We start from the raw sequence: 14,385 nt of genomic DNA, 5'->3' as shown, positions 1-14,385 counted from the left end.
AGCGGGCGCTTGACGCTGCGCGGGCGCTTGACGCTGCGCGGCTTCGTTGACGCTGCTGCCTGGTGGGGGCATAGGGAGGAGGTGCGCAGACTCGCTATCGAAGGAATGTCTTGCGGCCACTGCGTTCGGGCGGTCGCGAAGGCGCTCGCGAAGGTCCCCGGCGTCACGCGGGTGTGCGAGGTGAGCCTCGAGCGCGGGGAGGCGATCGTCGAGGGGAGCGCGACGACCGAAGCGCTCGTGGCGGCCGTGCGCGAGGAGGGCTACGAGGCGCGCGAGGCTGGCTGACGTCGCGGTGCGGCGCTCGGCAGCGTTTGGTATGGTGCGGCCACCATGACGCGATCACCGAGCGAAGAGGCACCGAGCGAAAAGGGCTTTCCGGAAGGGTTCCTGTGGGGCGCCGCGGCGGCGTCGTACCAGATCGAGGGCGCCGCGTACGAGGACGGCAAGGGGCCGTCCGTGTGGGACATGTTCTGCAAGAAGCCGGAGGCGATCTGGAACGGCCAGACCGGCGATGTCGCGTGCGACCACTACCACCGGTACCGGGAGGACGTCGCCCTCATGCGCGACATCGGCCTCCGCGCTTACCGACTCAGCATCTCGTGGCCGCGCGTCTTGCCGGAGGGCACGGGCGCCGTCAACGAGCGCGGCCTCGCGTTCTACGATCGGCTGGTGGACGCGCTGCTCGAGGCGGGGGTCGCGCCCCACGTCACGCTGTTCCACTGGGACTTCCCGCTCGCGCTCTACCACAAGGGCGGCTGGCTGAACCGCGACAGCGCCGACTGGTTCGCCGAGTACACGAGCGTCGTGGTCGAGAAGCTCGGCGATCGGGTGAAGGACTGGATGACGCTCAACGAACCGCAGGTGTTCGCCGGCGCCGGCCACTACGAGGGTCGCCACGCGCCCGGCGACCGGCTGCGCTTCGCCGAGGTCCTGCGCGTGTGCCACCACGTCCTGCTCGCGCACGGCAAGTCGGTGCAGGCCATCCGCGCGGCGAGCCCGGGGAAGTGCAACGTCTATTATGCGCCGGTCGCGCAGGTCAAATACCCCGCCAGCGCGTCACCCGAGGATCTGGAGGCCGCGCGCGCGGCGACGTGGGCGGTCAGCGCCCGCACCACGTGGACCAACACGTGGTGGATGGATCCCGTGTTCTTCGGCAGGTACCCCGAGGACGGGCTCCGCCTGTTCGCCAACGAGCTGCCCGAGATCCGGAGCGGCGACATGGAGATCATCGCGCAGCCGGTCGAGTTCTGCGGCGTGAACGTCTACTGGGGAGTGCCGGTGCGCGCCGGGGCGAACGGCGGCGCCGAGGTCGTGCCGCACCCGGTGGGACACCCGATCACGGCCTTCGAGTGGTCCGTCACCCCCGAGTGCCTCTACTGGGGGCCGAGGTTCTTTTATGAGCGCTACAAGCGCCCCATCGTGATCACCGAAAATGGCCTGTCCACCCGGGACTGGATCTCGCTCGACGGGAAGGTGCACGACCCCCAGCGCATCGACTTCATGGCGCGCCACCTGATCGAGCTCCGCCGGGCGATCGCCGAGGGCGCCGCGGTGAACGGCTACTTTCACTGGTCGATCCTGGACAACTTCGAGTGGGCCCACGGCTACAAGCACCGCTTCGGCCTCGTCTTCGTCGACTACCCGACGGGCAAGCGCGTGCTGAAGGACTCGGCGCACTGGTATCGCGAGGTCATCGCCTCGAACGGCGCGACCCTCGGGGGGTGAGCGGGCCGCTCCCCGGCGCCTCCCCGGGAGGCACCGGTCCCGGTGACGTCCCTCCGGAGAGGGCTCCGCAGGAAGGCGGTAAAGCAGGAAGATCGTTCATCATTTCTTCCTGTTACCGCCTCCCCGTCCTTGCCTGGCCGCCGCCGGCCGCGCGGCGCGAGGGGAGCCCGCGGCGGCGGAGGCGCGGGCTCAGGAGGCGATCGGCTCGTCGCCGTCCTCTTCTTCGTCGTCGAGCGCCTCGTCGTCTCCGGTCGCCAGGTCGTACCCGTGCGGATCGAAGTCGTCGAACATGGCCTGCAGGCGCTCGGTCAGCGAGTCCCACGTGTCCGGCGGCTCGCCCGCCTGGCGATCGCGCTCCGCGAGGGCGAGCGCGGCGGCGACCGTCGCGGTCAGCGGGCGCGCGTCCTGGAGCACCGCGACCTTCGAGGTGTCGCCGCTGCACGCGTAAGCCAGCAGGTAGGCCCTGTAGATTTCCTCATTCGTCTTGTCGCTCATTCCTCTTCCTTGTTCTCTTCGTCCGCGCGCCGTTCGCCGCCGTGCTCGGGCCTGCTCGTCGCTCGGGACCGCGGACGCGAGCGTAGCCCATCTCGGCGGCCGTCGGGGGTGGCCCGTGTCCCGCCGGGAGCCCGGGCCCTGCGGGAGCAGCGGGACGGGCGCGGGCGCAGCGGCGCGGCGCCGGCGCAGCGGATCAGTAGCGCAGCCGGTCGCGCAGCGAGCGCACCGCGCGCTCGAGCCCCGCGTGGTGGTGGAAGCAGCACTGCCCGATGCGCGGCTGGCACTGCGACGAGCGGAGCATCTCCAGGAACACGAGCGCGCGCGCGTCCCCCTCGAGCGCCGCGCGCTCGAAGAGCGCCGGCTTGCGCCGGCAGGGGGCCTCGCGCAGCTCCACGGCGATGCGCAGCGGGACGCTCGCGCGCTCCAGCACCTCGGGGCGGCGGAGCAGCGCGGCCGCGCGCTTTCCGCCCTGCGTGCCGCCGTAGCCGCTCACAATTTCGTAGGCGATGTCGAGGCCTTCCTGGCCGAGGCGGCTCTCCAGCGCCTCGAAGATCGGGTCCGCGCGGCCGTCGGGCCGGTACGAGCTCTTCACCGCGACGGCGGCCGCGGCCGTCATCACGTCGCGCTGCTCGAAGGCGGCGCGATCCTTCTCGAGCAGCACGAAGAGCGCGCTCTCCGCGTCCTCCCATCGCTTCGCCCGGACCGCCCCCACGAGGCGCTCCCGCTCGGCCGGGAGCTCCGCGCCGTCGAGCGGAGCCGGACCGGGGAGCGCCGCGCCCTCGGCCGACGCCGACCCGGAGCCTGCCGGCACGGGGGCCGAGGCGCTCGCGGCCGGCGCCGCGGACGGGGCTGGCGGGGGCGCGCCGAGGGGCTCAGGCACCCGGGTGGCGGGCGCCGCGGCGGCCGGCGCGTGCATGGCGGCGGTCGCCTCCTGGAGCTCCGGGCCGGCGATCGCCGGCGCGGGCGCGCCCGCGACCGCCGGCGCGCCCGCGGGCAGGCGGCGGAGGAGCACCGCGCCGCCCGCCGCGCCGGCCGCGGCGATCGCGGCCACCGCGACGAGCCAGCCCCGGGCGCGCTTCCGCGGCCCCGGCCGGCGCTCCGCCGCCACGCGCGCCTCGTCCCCGGGCGCCGCGCCGCCCGCGGCCGCGAGCGGCGCGCCGGACGCCGCCACCGCGGCGCTGCCGGCCGCGCCGTCGAGGGCCGCGGCCCCGCCGGCGGCCGCTGCCCCGCCGGCGGCCGCTGCCCCGCCGCGCGCCGCGCCTTCGAGCGCGGCGGCTCGGTCCTGCCGCGCCGGCGGCTCGGGCGGCGCGGCGGCCTGGAGCGCGCGCAGCGGGTCGCCGAGGGACCACGACCCGCTCGAGAGCGGCTCCTTCCACGGGAGGAGGCCGAGGGCCTCGGACCGCGGCACCGCGGCGTCGAGCGCGGCGAGCAGCGCGCGCGCGCTCGCGGGGCGCGCCGCCGGGTCCTTGCGCAAGACGCGCATCACGAGCGCCTCCAGCTCGCGCGGCACCTCCACGCCCGGAGCGCGCAGCCGGAGCGGCGGCGGCGCCGTCTCGCACTGATCGCGGAAGAGCTCGACGGGCACGATCGAGTCGAACGGGTGCTTGCCCGCGAGCATCTCGTAGAGGATGAGCCCGAGGGCGTACAGGTCGGAGCGCTCGTCGACGTGCTCCATGCCCTGCGCCGCCTCCGGCGCCATGTACGCGAGCGTGCCGAAGACCATGCCGCTCAGCGTGATGCGCATGGGCTCGGGCCGCTCCTCGCCGCTGTGCGCGGTCGTCGTGGCGAGGCGCTCCAGCGGGACCTTCGCGAACCCGAAGTCGATGAGCTTCACGGCGTCGGTGCCGTGCTCGACCATGACGTTGCGCGGCTTCAGATCGCGGTGGATGACCCCGCGCTCGTGCGCCGCGGCGAGCGCGGCCGCGATCTGCCGCGCGAGCTCGGCGGCGCGCGGGGCGGGCACCGGGCCCTTCTTGATGATGCGATCGAGCGTCGTGCCGCGGACGTGCTCCAGCACGAGGAACCGGGAGCCGTCGGGGAGCGTCCCGAAGTCGGTCGCCGACGCGATGTTCGGGTGCTGGATGTGCGCGCCCGCGATCGCCTCGCGCTCGAAGCGCGCGGTGAGCTCCGGCGAGCCCTGCGCCGAGGGCAGGAGGAGCTTCACCGCCAGCCACTTGCGCAGGAGCAGGTGCTCGGCCTTGTAGACCGCGCCCATCCCGCCGGTCGCGACGAGCTCCACGATCCGGTACCGGTCCGAGATGACCGTCCCGACCATCTGGGCGGCCGCGCTCTCCGCGGGCGCGTCGCTCGCGGCGGGCTTCGGATCGCCGGGGGCAGGGGGCAAGGAGGCGCTCACGGGAGGCGTGAACTGTCCGGCCTAGCCCGATTTTTGTCAAAGGGGGATCGCCGCCGCGCGCCGCGCCGGCGCGCGCGCAGGAAGGCCCGTTTTCCTCGGTGGATGCGCAGGTCGCCGCGCGCTCGCGCCGCCGCGCAGCCGCCGCGCGAGCGCGCGGCCGAGACGGCCGCGCCGGGGCTCGCGCCGCGGGCGGCGGCGCGCGGTTCGGCCATGGAGCGCCGGCTTGCCTATTGAATTGGCCGCGGGGCCGGGCCAAGGATGCGCCATGGCCGATCCCGTCCACGCCCTTTCCCGCGCTTTCCAGGAGGCGATCACCGCCGCGTTCGGCGCCGAGCACGCTGGAGCCGATCCCTCCCTGCGCCGCTCCAGCCACGCCGATTACCAGGCGAACGCCGCGATGGCGCTCGGCAAGCGCCTCGGCCGGCCGCCGCGCGAGGTCGCGGCGGCGATCGTGGGGGCGCTGCAGCTCGGCGGGATCTGTCGAAAGGTGGAGATCGCCGGCCCCGGGTTCGTGAACCTGACGCTCGAGGACGCTTACCTGACGCGCGAGCTCGCCGACACGGCGAGCAGCGGGCGGCTCGGGATCGCGCCTGCGGCGCAGCCCGAGACGGTGATCGTCGATTACTCGGGCCCGAACGCCGCGAAGGAGATGCACGTCGGCCACCTGCGCAGCACGATCATCGGCGACGCGCTCGCGCGCGTGCTCGAGGCGCTCGGCCACCGGGTGATCCGCCAGAACCACCTGGGCGACTGGGGCACGCCGTTCGGCATGCTGATCGAGCACATGCTCGATCTCGGCGAGGCGGCCGCTTCGCAGGAGCTCTCGGTCGGCGATCTCGACGCGTTCTACAGGCAGGCGCGCGCCAAGTTCGACGGGGACCCGGCGTTCGCCGAGCGCTCTCGCCGGCGGGTCGTGCGGCTCCAGGGTGGGGACGAGCAGACGCTCGGGCTGTGGCGGCAGCTCGTGCGCGAGTCGACGCGCTACTTCGAGTCGGTCTACCGCCGGCTCGGCGTGACCCTGACGGAGGCCGATTTCGCGGGCGAGAGCTTCTACAACCCGCTGCTGCCGGACGTGCTCGCGGAGCTCGGCCAGAAGGGGCTGGCGCGCGAGAGCGAGGGGGCGCTCTGCGTCTTCCCGGCGGGCTTCACGGGCAAGGGCGGCGAGCCGCTGCCGCTCATCGTGCGCAAGCAGGACGGCGGCTACGGCTACGCCACGACGGATCTGGCGGCGATCCGCCACCGGCTCACGACGGTCGGCGCGCAGCGGCTCATCTATGTGGTCGGCGCGCCGCAGAGCCAGCATTTCGCGATGGTCTTCGCGACGGCGCGGGAGGCGGGCTGGCTCAGGCCGCCGGCGCGGGCCGAGCACGTGGCGTTCGGGTCGGTGCTCGGGGCCGACAAGAAGATGTTCAAGACGAGGAGCGGCGACACGGTGAAGCTGTCGGATCTGCTCGACGAGGCCGTGGAGCGCGCGACAAAGGTGGTGCGGGAGAAGAACCCGGAGCTCGACGCCGAGGCCGCGGGCGCGGTGGCGCGGGCGGTCGGCGTGGGGGCGGTGAAGTACGCGGATCTCTCGAGCGATCGGATCAAGGATTACGTGTTCGACTGGGATCGCATGCTGGCGTTCGAGGGGAACACGGCGCCCTACCTGATGTATGCGCACGCGCGCATCCGGTCGATCTTCCGGAAGGCGGGGGTGGAGTCGCCGCGCGGGGTCGGGATCACGGTGGGCGAGCCGGCGGAGCGGGCGCTCGCGCTGGAGCTGCTCCGGTTCGGCGCCGTGCTCGAGGACGTGGCGGCCACGCTCGAGCCGCATCGGCTGTGCGGTTACCTGTTCGAGCTCGCCGGGTCGTTCACGACGTTCTACGAGCGCTGTCCGGTGCTCCGGGCCGAGAGCGAGGAGGTGCGCCGCTCGCGCCTCGCGCTGTGCGATCTCACGGCGGAGGTGCTGGCGAAGGGCCTCGGCCTGCTCGGGATCGAGGCCCCGGAGCGGATGTAGCGCGGCTGGAGGGCGGGCGAGCGGAGGGGGCGGGGTTACCGGCGGGGGAGGCGAGCCGACCGGGGTTGAGGCCGACCCGACCGGGGTTGACCGGGGTTGAGGCTGACCCGACCGGGGTTGAGGCCGACCCGACCGAGGTTGAGCCGACCCGACCGAGGTTGAGCCCGACCGAGGTTGAGCCCGACCGAGGTTGAGCCCGACCGAGGTTGAGGCCGTCCGGTCGTCCGCCCCGACCGGCGTTGTGTGCAGGCTCGGGCTCGATCCTGTCCTCGTGGCAAAGTGCAGTATGACTGATCGTCAGCTCGTTCCCCCCGTTCCCGGCGTCGCCGCCATGACGGCGCTCCTCGTCGCGCTCGGGTGCTCCGCCGTCGGCGGCTCCCCCGCGCAGGGCGGCGCGGACGACGGGCGCGCGCAGCCCCCGGACACCGGCGGCGAGGACGGCTCCGGCGGGCTCGATGCGCCCGGCGCGCCCGGGTCGGGCAGCGGCGGCGCCGTCCCCGTCACCGACCCCAACGCCGACAGCGACGGAGACGGCTTCACGCCCGCCGCCGGCGACTGCAACGACGCCGACGCCAACGTGAACCCCGGCGCCATCGAGGTCGAGGTCACCGAGCCCGACGCGAGCGGCCAGATCCCCGCGCCCGCAGACGAGGACTGCGACGGCGCCATCGACAACGTCGCACCCCCCTGCGACGACGGCCTCTCGCTCGAGGACTTCGACCCGGCGAACGGCGCCCGGGCGATCGACCTCTGCGCGTTCGCCTCCCGCGACGACCGTCGCTGGGGCGTGCTCTCCGCGAGGTACGTCCGCGGGGACGGCTCGCCCGCGGCGCGGTCGCCCGCGGTCGGCCTCTTCGACGGGTTCGGGCCCAACGTGCACGTGCAGGGCGGCGCGCGCCTGCTCGCGCTCTCGACGGGGCGCGCCCGCCTGCCGGACCACCCGGACGCCTGCCGGTCCGAGAGCTGCTCGAGCTACGGCCCCGGCGCCGCGCCGCCCGGGTTCCCCCAGGACAACCCCGACTGCCCTCCCTCCGACTTCATCAACGACGACATCGGCCTCGAGGTCGTCCTCCGCGCCCCGCGGAACGCGACCGGCTACGAGTTCCTCTTCAAGTTCTATACGTACGAATATCCGGAGTGGGTCTGCGAGGACTTCAACGATCAATTCGTCGCGCTGGCCACGCCGGCGCCTCCCGGGTCGTACAACGGCAATCTCTCGTTCGACGGCGAGGGCAGGCCGGTCAGCGTCAATATCGCGTTCTTCGATGTCTGCGACGGATGCCCGCTCGGCTCGAGCGAGCTCGTCGGGACCGGCTTCAGCCCGCGCCGCGACGGCGGCACCCGGTGGCTGAAGACCCGGGCGCCGGTGCGCGGCGGCGAGGAGATCTCGCTCCGGTTCATCCTCTTCGACACCGGCGACGATCGCTTCGACTCCACCGCGCTCATCGACGGATTCCGCTGGATCGCGACCGGCGGCACGGTGAGCGTCGAGACTACGCCCGCCGTCGATCCCCGCTGAAGCCGGAGGCGCTCCCCGGCCGCGCGGGCGCCTGGCCGCGCGGCCGGGAAGCGCCCCCGGCCGCCTCGCCCGCTCCTCGCGCTACCGGCAGCTCCGGCACTCTCCGCCGCAATCCACGCCGAGCTCGCTTCCGTTCATGACCCCGTCGTCGCACGAGGGCTCCTGGCAGACACGCTCCCTGCACACGCCGGACCCGCAGTTCTCTCCGGCGACGCACCCCTCGCCCGCGGCGCAGAGCGGGCACGAGCGCGTGCCGCAGTCGACGCCGGTCTCGAAGCCGTTCGCCACGCCGTCCACGCACGTCGGGGCCTGGCACGCCCCCAGACGACAGACGCCCTCCTTGCAGTCGATTCCCGTCTCGCAGGAGGCCCCGAGGCGGCAAGGCTCGCACGAGCCGCCGCAGTCGGTGTCGGTCTCACCTTGATGACCATCCTTGATCCCATTGCTGCAATGCGGCGGGATACAGGTGTTCTCGGTGCAGGTCCAGCCTTCGGGGCATTCGTTGCAATCCCACATCATGACGGCACCATCCTCCCCGCACGAAAGGAAAAAAGGCGCCGTCAGCCCCAATGCAATGACGCGTCGAAGCATGGTGCTCGCTCTTCTGGTAGTTGATGGTCCGGTAACGACGACAGTACATCAAGCACGGCCGGCACGGGCGCCGATCTGGCCGTTTGCGCGCGGATTTATAGCATTCCGGACTGCTGGTCCAGATTGTCAAAGAATCGACATGAGGAGATTCGCCGGCGGCGCGGGGGCCCGGATTCGACGCGCGGAGAGGGGACATACGTAGATGGGACGTGCAGAGTAAGGCGAGGGGAGGGGGCTCATCGGCGCGCGGGGGGGCCGCCGCACCGGCCGTTCTCTACGGATTCGACAGGAGCCCATCGCTCGATGGCTCCGATGGCGCGCGCGGCCGACAGGACCGCTCGGAGCGCGCTGGCTGGGGAGTGAGGGTCAGAGGGGCGCTGCGACGGCGCGCCTGGCTCGATGGCCGGACGGCGCGCTCGGGGGCGGCGCGCCGCGCTCAGGGGCGGGCGGGGGCGCGGCGCGCTGCGACGAAGGAGCGCACGCAGAGGGCGACGTAGCCCGCGGAGAGCACGGCCATCAGGGACTGCGCGACGACGGCCGCCGGACGCTCCACGTCGCCGCCCGAGAGCAGGGCCGGCAGCTTGGACAGGCCGCGGGCGGAGCCGAGGACGCCGACGACGCCGACCAGCGCCGACGCGTGCATGGCGTGCATGTGGTACTTCTCCTGCCGCGCGAGCACGCCGAGCCCGATCGAGACCACCCCGAAGCCGGCCGGGATGAGCGCCGTCGGCGCGCTCGTGGCCGCGAAGCCGCCGACGCCCAGCGCCGTGAGCAGCGCTCCGTAGCCTATCGTCATATTGGACATGCTCGACATGCACAGCCTCCTTGTTCGGAGCCCCCGGGATACCGCGCCCGGCGCGCGCCCGCCACCGCGGCCGCCGGCGCGCGTGCCCCGCGGCGCGCGTCCGCCACCGCGGCCGCCCGCGCGCCCGCCCGCCATCGCGGCCGCCGGCGCGCGTCCCCGCGGCGCGCGTCCCCGCGGCGCGCGTCCCCGCGGCGCGCGTCCCCGCGGCGCGCGTCCCCGCGGCGCGCGTCCCCGCGGCGCGCGTCCCCGCGGCGCGCGTCCCCGCGGCGCGCGTCCCCGCGGCGCGCGTCCCCGCGGCGCGCGTCCCCGCGGCGCGCGTCCCCGCGGCGCGCGTCCCCGCGGCGCGCGTCCCCGCGGCGCGCGTCCCCGCGGCGCGCGTCCCCGCGGCGCGCGTCCCCGCGGCGCGCGTCCCCGCGGCGCGCGTCCCCGCGGCGCGCGTCCCCGCGGCGCGCGTCCCGCGGCGCGCGTCCCCGCGGCGCGCGTCCCCGCGGCGCGCGTCCCCGCGGCGCGCGTCCCCGCGGCGCGCGTCCCCGCGGCGCGCGTCCCCGCGGCGCGCGTCCCCGCGGCGCGCGTCCCCGCGGCGCGCGTCCCCGCGGCGCGCGTCCCCGCGGCGCGCGTCCCCGCGGCGCGCGTCCCCGCGGCGCGCGTCCCCGCGGCGCGCGTCCCCGCGGCGCGCGTCCCCGCGGCGCGCGTCCCCGCCGCGCGGCTGACCTGAGGCGCGAGCGCCGCCGCCGAGCGCGCGCTGGCCACGCCTCCGCCCCCGCGGGGCCGGCGGAGCTCGCTGCGCCCCCGCGCGTGGGCCTCCCGCGCCTGCGCTCGCGGGCCTGCCCGGGCAGCGCGCGGCGGCGTGGTTAGAATCCGCCCTCATGCTCGGCCTCTCCCGCCTGCGGGACAGCTTTGCCTACACCCCGCGGACGCTCCAGCTCGTCTGGCGCTCGTCGAAGGCGGCCACCCTCGCGCTCGCCGCGCTCACGCTGGCGGCGGCGGTGCTGCCGCTCGGGGTGGCCTACGTGGGAAAGGCGATCACGGACGCGGTGGTCGCCCGCGAGGAGCGCGCGGCGCTCGTGTGGGTCTCGGTCGAGCTCGGCCTCGTCGCCGCGCTCGCGCTCGCGCAGCGCGGGCTCTCGCTGGCGCGGCAGCTGCTCGGCGCCCGGCTCTCCATCGACATCCACGCGATGATCCTCGAGAAGGCGCTCTCGCTGGAGCTCCGCCATTTCGAAGACCCCGAGTTCTACGACCAGCTCACCCGCGCGCGGCGCGAGGCGTCCTCGCGCCCCGCGTCGGTCGTCACCGAGAGCTTCTCCCTCGTGCAGAACCTGATCACGCTCGCCGGGTACGCCGCTTTGCTCGTCGGGTTCAGCGGCTTCGCGGTGCTCGCGCTCGTGCTCGCGGCCGTCCCCGCCACGGTCGCCGAGGCGCGCTTCTCCGGCGCGGCGTTCCGCCTCCGCAACTGGCGCTCTCCCGAGGCCCGCCGGCTCAACTACCTCGAGTACGTGCTCGCCAACGACGGCCACGCCAAGGAGGTGAAGCTCTTCGGCCTCGGGCCGATGTTCCTCGACCGGTACAAGGCGCTCGCCGCGTCGTTCTACCGGGAGGACAGCGCCCTCGCGGTCCGCCGCGCCGGGTGGTCCTATGGCCTGTCGCTCCTCGGGACCGCCGCGTTCTACGGCTGCTATGCCGCCATGGCGGCCTCCGCCGCAGCGGGGCGCCTCTCGCTCGGCGCGATGGTCCTTTACGTCGCCGCCTTCCGGCAGGGCCAGCAGGCGTTCCAGGCCGTCCTCGGCGGCGTCGGCGGCATGTACGAGCACAACCTCTACATGTCGAATCTCTTTCAGTATTTGAGCATCCCGCTCAGCGCGCCGCCCGCGCCGCCGGCCGGCGAGGCGCCCGCGCTGCCGGCCGGCGAGGCGCCCGCGTTGACGAACGGCGGCGCGCCCGCGGCGTCGGCCGACCGCGCGCGCGACAGGGGCGTGCGGTTCGAGGGCGTGGGCTACCGGTATCCTGGCCAGTCGCGGTGGGCGCTCCGGGGCATCGATCTCCACATCCCCAGCGGGCAGAGCCTGGCGCTCGTCGGGCACAACGGCGCCGGCAAGACGACGTTCATCAAGCTGCTCACGCGGCTTTACGAGCCCACCGAGGGGCGCATCCTGCTCGACGGCAAGGATCTCCGCGCCTGGGATCTCGACGACCTCCGCCGGAGGATCGGTGTCGTGTTCCAGGATTTCAACCAATACCAGCTCACGCTGCGCGAGAACGTCGGGCTCGGCAGCCTCGATCACCTCGGCGACGAGCCGCGCATCGCGCGCGCGGTCTCCGAGGGCGGCGCGGACGAGGTCGTGACCGCGGTGCCGGGGGGCCTCGACGCGCAGCTCGGGCGCTGGTTCAAGGACGGCGTCGAGCTGAGCGGCGGGCAGTGGCAGAAGATCGCGCTCGCGCGGGCCTTCATGCGCGAGCAGGCCGATATCCTCGTGCTCGACGAGCCCACCGCGGCGCTCGACGCCGAGGCCGAGCACGCGGTCTTCCAGCGGTTCCGGTCGCTGTCCAAGGGGCGGACGACGATCGTCATCTCGCACCGCTTCCCGACCGTGCGCATGGCCGACCGCATCGTCGTCCTCGACGGCGGGCGCATCGTCGAGCAGGGCACCCACGACGATCTCGTCGCCCGCGGCCAGCGTTATGCCCGCATGTTCGCGCTGCAGGCCGAAGGATACCTGTAGCGCGCCCGACCTTCTCGGCGGCTCAGGCGAGCTCTGCCTGCTAGGCTCGCGCTCATGCGCGACACGCTCCCCAGGGAGGTCGGTCAGGCGATCCGCATCCTCCGGTTGCTCCGCGGGCTCAGCATGCAGGAGTTCGCCGAGCGGGCGCAGCTCTCGGCCACCTACCTGCGGCAGGTGGAGCGCGGCGAGCGGGATCTCGGGCTCGGCGCGCTCGGCCTCATCGCGCAGGGGCTCCAGTGCGATCCGCGCCTGCTCCTGCCCGGCGACGGGCGCAGCCCGGTCGCGTCCGTCGTGGCAGAGCTCTTCGACCAGGCGCAGGAGACGCTCCAGAACGCGATCCTCTTTCTGCTCATGGAGCCTGACGATTCGCCCAGGAAGCAAGCAATGCTCGCCCTGGCCAGCGAGGATCCGGAGCGCGCTCGTTTGGCGGCTCCGCCCAAGTCGCGCCCGCCGGAGCGCGCCGTTTCAGGGCGTACCCCGCCGTCGAGCCGTCGTTCCGGAAAGTGAGCGCGCCGCCTCGCTCGCTCCGTGATCCCCGGTCCGCCCGGGCGACGGCTTCCGCGCGCAGGAGACCTCTGTTACCCTCGCGCCAACCGATGTTCCCCGAGCCGTGTCCGGGGGTGTCATGGACTCGAACCTCGTGCCGGAGGTCCGACGCAGTGAACAGAATTTCGTGGGCTGATCCAACATCGCAGATCGCGCTTCGCTCTGCTGTCCTCCCGCGCGGAGAGGCGGAAACCGCCGCGCTCGTCGGGGGGCTCGCGGCGGAGGGCCCATGGTGATCCTGGGCCAGGAGTTCGCGGGGTACACCATCGTCGCCAGCCTCGACTCTCCGGCTCCGGCCGAGGCCTACCGCGCGCTCGACGCGGACGGCCGCGAGGTCACGCTGTATGTCCAGGAGGATGTCGCCCTCGACGCGGAGGCGTTCCGCGGCGAGCTCGATCGGCTCCTCTCGCTGTCTCCGGCGATGCACGGCACCGTGCCTGTCATCGCCGGCGGCGTGGAGGGCACTACCGGGTGGATCGCCGCCCGGCCGAGCGACGACCCCTCGGTGGAGGATCTGCTGCCCCGGCTCCGGTCCGTCGCGTACGAGCTCGCGGTCGACGTCGCGCGGGCGCTCGGCGCGGCGCACGCGCTGGGCCTCGCGCACGGGGATGTAGGCCCGCATACGGTGGTGATCACCGGCCAGGGGGCCGCCGTCCTGAGGGCGTTCGGGCTGCACCGGCTGTTCGGGGCGCCCGCCGATCCGGTGGCGGACGCGGCGCGGTACCGGGCGCCGGAGCTCTTCGACGCGCGCGCGATCGATCCGCGCACGGACGTCTACGGGCTCGGGATGCTGCTGTACTGCGTCCTCGGGGGCCGGCGCCCGTTCGAGGGGCGCGACGACCTGGAGGCGTGCGCGCTGGACGAGGTGCCGCCGCCGCTCCAGGGCGTGCCGGCCCAGGTGCGCGACGCGCTGTCGCGAGCGCTCGCCAAGGATCCGGACGCGCGCTTCCAGACGGTCCAGGAGCTCATGACCGCCGTGCGGCCGCTGCTCCTCACGGACTCGGCGCCCCTCGCCGGCGGGGCTCCGCCGCCGCCCGGCGGGGCTCCGCCGCGGCCCGAGCCGCCGCCCGACACCGAGCGGAGCGCGCCCGCCCCGGCGTCGCGCAACACCCTGCCCACCGGCACCCTCCCCCCCGAGGCCATGCGGCACCCCTCGGTCCAGATCGCCGCCCCGCGGCGCCGCAGCGCCCTCCGGGCCGCCGGGGTGTTCCTTGTCGTCGCGCTGACGAGCGCTGCCATCGCGGTACCGCTGAGCTGGTACTTCGCCCACCGCGGGGCGCCGTCCCCGCGACCGGCCGATCCTCCGGCTCACGTGAGCGATGTGGAGCACAGCTCGACGTTGGCCCCGCCGGTGAGCTGCGACCCGGGTGTGCCCGCGGCGGTGAGCCCTGCCGTCGAGAGGCCGACCCTGAGGTCCCGGGCGACGCGTCGCGCCGGGCCCGCCTCCATGGCCGCGACCCCGGCCGTGGACCCCCGCCGCAGCCCCCATCAGCGGTGGTACGGCGACCAGCTCTTCTGAGGCGATCCGCTGCCCCGCTGGCAAACGACACCCCGGCGGATTGGGGCCGCCGGGGCGTCCGCGCCGCAGACCTCGTGCCGGAGGCCTGGACGCATGGCTAGCCTACTAAATGC

The 14,385-nt window shown here is 74.4% G+C and carries 11 protein-coding genes; 7 read left to right on the top strand and 4 right to left on the bottom strand.

What is annotated here, in order from left to right:
* The first annotated feature begins 105 nt into the window (after nucleotides 1–105).
* Both NQZ70_RS44715 and NQZ70_RS44710 read left to right on the top strand, forming a co-directional pair.
* Nucleotides 106–285 (top strand): heavy metal-associated domain-containing protein, encoded by a 180-nt coding sequence (locus NQZ70_RS44715; protein ID WP_129581949.1) that lies wholly within the window; start codon nucleotides 106–108, stop codon nucleotides 283–285.
* A 45-nt stretch (nucleotides 286–330) separates the two neighbouring features.
* On the top strand, nucleotides 331–1,725 hold the full coding sequence (locus NQZ70_RS44710; RefSeq protein WP_129579683.1) for a GH1 family beta-glucosidase: 1,395 nt from the start codon (nucleotides 331–333) through the stop codon (nucleotides 1,723–1,725).
* Between the two features lie 189 nt (nucleotides 1,726–1,914).
* Here the strand turns inward: NQZ70_RS44710 and NQZ70_RS44705 are convergent, their stop codons facing one another.
* Together NQZ70_RS44705 and NQZ70_RS44700 are read right to left on the bottom strand one after the other, a co-directional pair.
* Complete coding sequence (locus tag NQZ70_RS44705) at nucleotides 1,915–2,220, bottom strand: hypothetical protein (protein ID WP_129579682.1); 306 nt, start codon at nucleotides 2,218–2,220, stop codon at nucleotides 1,915–1,917.
* Between the two features lie 193 nt (nucleotides 2,221–2,413).
* Complete coding sequence (locus tag NQZ70_RS44700; protein WP_129579681.1) at nucleotides 2,414–4,576, bottom strand: serine/threonine-protein kinase; 2,163 nt, start codon at nucleotides 4,574–4,576, stop codon at nucleotides 2,414–2,416.
* A gap of 265 nt (nucleotides 4,577–4,841) precedes the next feature.
* Here NQZ70_RS44700 and argS point away from each other — a divergent pair, with 265 nt between their 5' ends.
* Nucleotides 4,842–6,575: an arginine--tRNA ligase gene (gene argS, locus NQZ70_RS44695; protein ID WP_129579680.1), complete on the top strand. Its 1,734-nt coding sequence runs from the start codon at nucleotides 4,842–4,844 to the stop codon at nucleotides 6,573–6,575.
* Between the two features lie 286 nt (nucleotides 6,576–6,861).
* Nucleotides 6,862–8,094 carry a choice-of-anchor L domain-containing protein gene (locus tag NQZ70_RS44690; RefSeq protein ID WP_129579679.1) on the top strand — a complete coding sequence of 411 codons (1,233 nt, stop codon included), beginning with the start codon at nucleotides 6,862–6,864 and terminating at the stop codon, nucleotides 8,092–8,094.
* Between the two features lie 81 nt (nucleotides 8,095–8,175).
* On the opposite strand, the gene NQZ70_RS44685 is transcribed toward NQZ70_RS44690, so the two are convergent.
* Together NQZ70_RS44685 and NQZ70_RS44680 are read right to left on the bottom strand one after the other, a co-directional pair.
* Nucleotides 8,176–8,613 carry a hypothetical protein gene (locus tag NQZ70_RS44685; protein WP_129579678.1) on the bottom strand — a complete coding sequence of 146 codons (438 nt, stop codon included), beginning with the start codon at nucleotides 8,611–8,613 and terminating at the stop codon, nucleotides 8,176–8,178.
* A 508-nt stretch (nucleotides 8,614–9,121) separates the two neighbouring features.
* Complete coding sequence (locus NQZ70_RS44680; RefSeq protein WP_237244621.1) at nucleotides 9,122–9,499, bottom strand: hypothetical protein; 378 nt, start codon at nucleotides 9,497–9,499, stop codon at nucleotides 9,122–9,124.
* 857 nt (nucleotides 9,500–10,356) lie between these two features.
* Here NQZ70_RS44680 and NQZ70_RS44675 point away from each other — a divergent pair.
* The 3 genes from NQZ70_RS44675 (at nucleotide 10,357) to NQZ70_RS44665 (ending at nucleotide 14,272) form a co-directional block, all read left to right on the top strand.
* Entirely contained in the window at nucleotides 10,357–12,207 is a 1,851-nt protein-coding gene (locus tag NQZ70_RS44675) for an ABC transporter ATP-binding protein (protein ID WP_129579677.1), read from the top strand.
* 54 nt (nucleotides 12,208–12,261) lie between these two features.
* Nucleotides 12,262–12,714: a helix-turn-helix domain-containing protein gene (locus NQZ70_RS44670; protein WP_129579676.1), complete on the top strand. Its 453-nt coding sequence runs from the start codon at nucleotides 12,262–12,264 to the stop codon at nucleotides 12,712–12,714.
* Nucleotides 12,715–12,982: 268 nt separating this feature from the next.
* Nucleotides 12,983–14,272 carry a protein kinase domain-containing protein gene (locus NQZ70_RS44665; protein ID WP_129579675.1) on the top strand — a complete coding sequence of 430 codons (1,290 nt, stop codon included), beginning with the start codon at nucleotides 12,983–12,985 and terminating at the stop codon, nucleotides 14,270–14,272.
* Nucleotides 14,273–14,385 lie beyond the last annotated feature (113 nt).

Origin of the sequence: Sorangium sp. So ce836 (assembly GCF_028553905.1) — a bacterium.
In the GTDB taxonomy this organism is placed as follows: domain Bacteria; phylum Myxococcota_A; class Polyangia; order Polyangiales; family Polyangiaceae; genus Sorangium; species Sorangium cellulosum_D.
Note: the sequence above shows the minus strand (reverse complement) of the source record. Positions and strands in the feature narration are given on the sequence as shown.

Coding starts and splice junctions, on each gene's coding strand:
- NQZ70_RS44670 (WP_129579676.1), top strand. CDS start 12,262: ATGCGCGACACGCTCCCCAGGGAGGTCGGTCAGGCGATCCGCATCCTC.
- NQZ70_RS44665 (WP_129579675.1), top strand. CDS start 12,983: ATGGTGATCCTGGGCCAGGAGTTCGCGGGGTACACCATCGTCGCCAGC.
- NQZ70_RS44680 (WP_237244621.1), bottom strand. CDS start 9,499: ATGTCGAGCATGTCCAATATGACGATAGGCTACGGAGCGCTGCTCACG.
- NQZ70_RS44705 (WP_129579682.1), bottom strand. CDS start 2,220: ATGAGCGACAAGACGAATGAGGAAATCTACAGGGCCTACCTGCTGGCT.
- NQZ70_RS44715 (WP_129581949.1), top strand. CDS start 106: ATGTCTTGCGGCCACTGCGTTCGGGCGGTCGCGAAGGCGCTCGCGAAG.
- NQZ70_RS44710 (WP_129579683.1), top strand. CDS start 331: ATGACGCGATCACCGAGCGAAGAGGCACCGAGCGAAAAGGGCTTTCCG.
- NQZ70_RS44685 (WP_129579678.1), bottom strand. CDS start 8,613: ATGATGTGGGATTGCAACGAATGCCCCGAAGGCTGGACCTGCACCGAG.
- NQZ70_RS44675 (WP_129579677.1), top strand. CDS start 10,357: ATGCTCGGCCTCTCCCGCCTGCGGGACAGCTTTGCCTACACCCCGCGG.
- NQZ70_RS44690 (WP_129579679.1), top strand. CDS start 6,862: ATGACTGATCGTCAGCTCGTTCCCCCCGTTCCCGGCGTCGCCGCCATG.
- argS (WP_129579680.1), top strand. CDS start 4,842: ATGGCCGATCCCGTCCACGCCCTTTCCCGCGCTTTCCAGGAGGCGATC.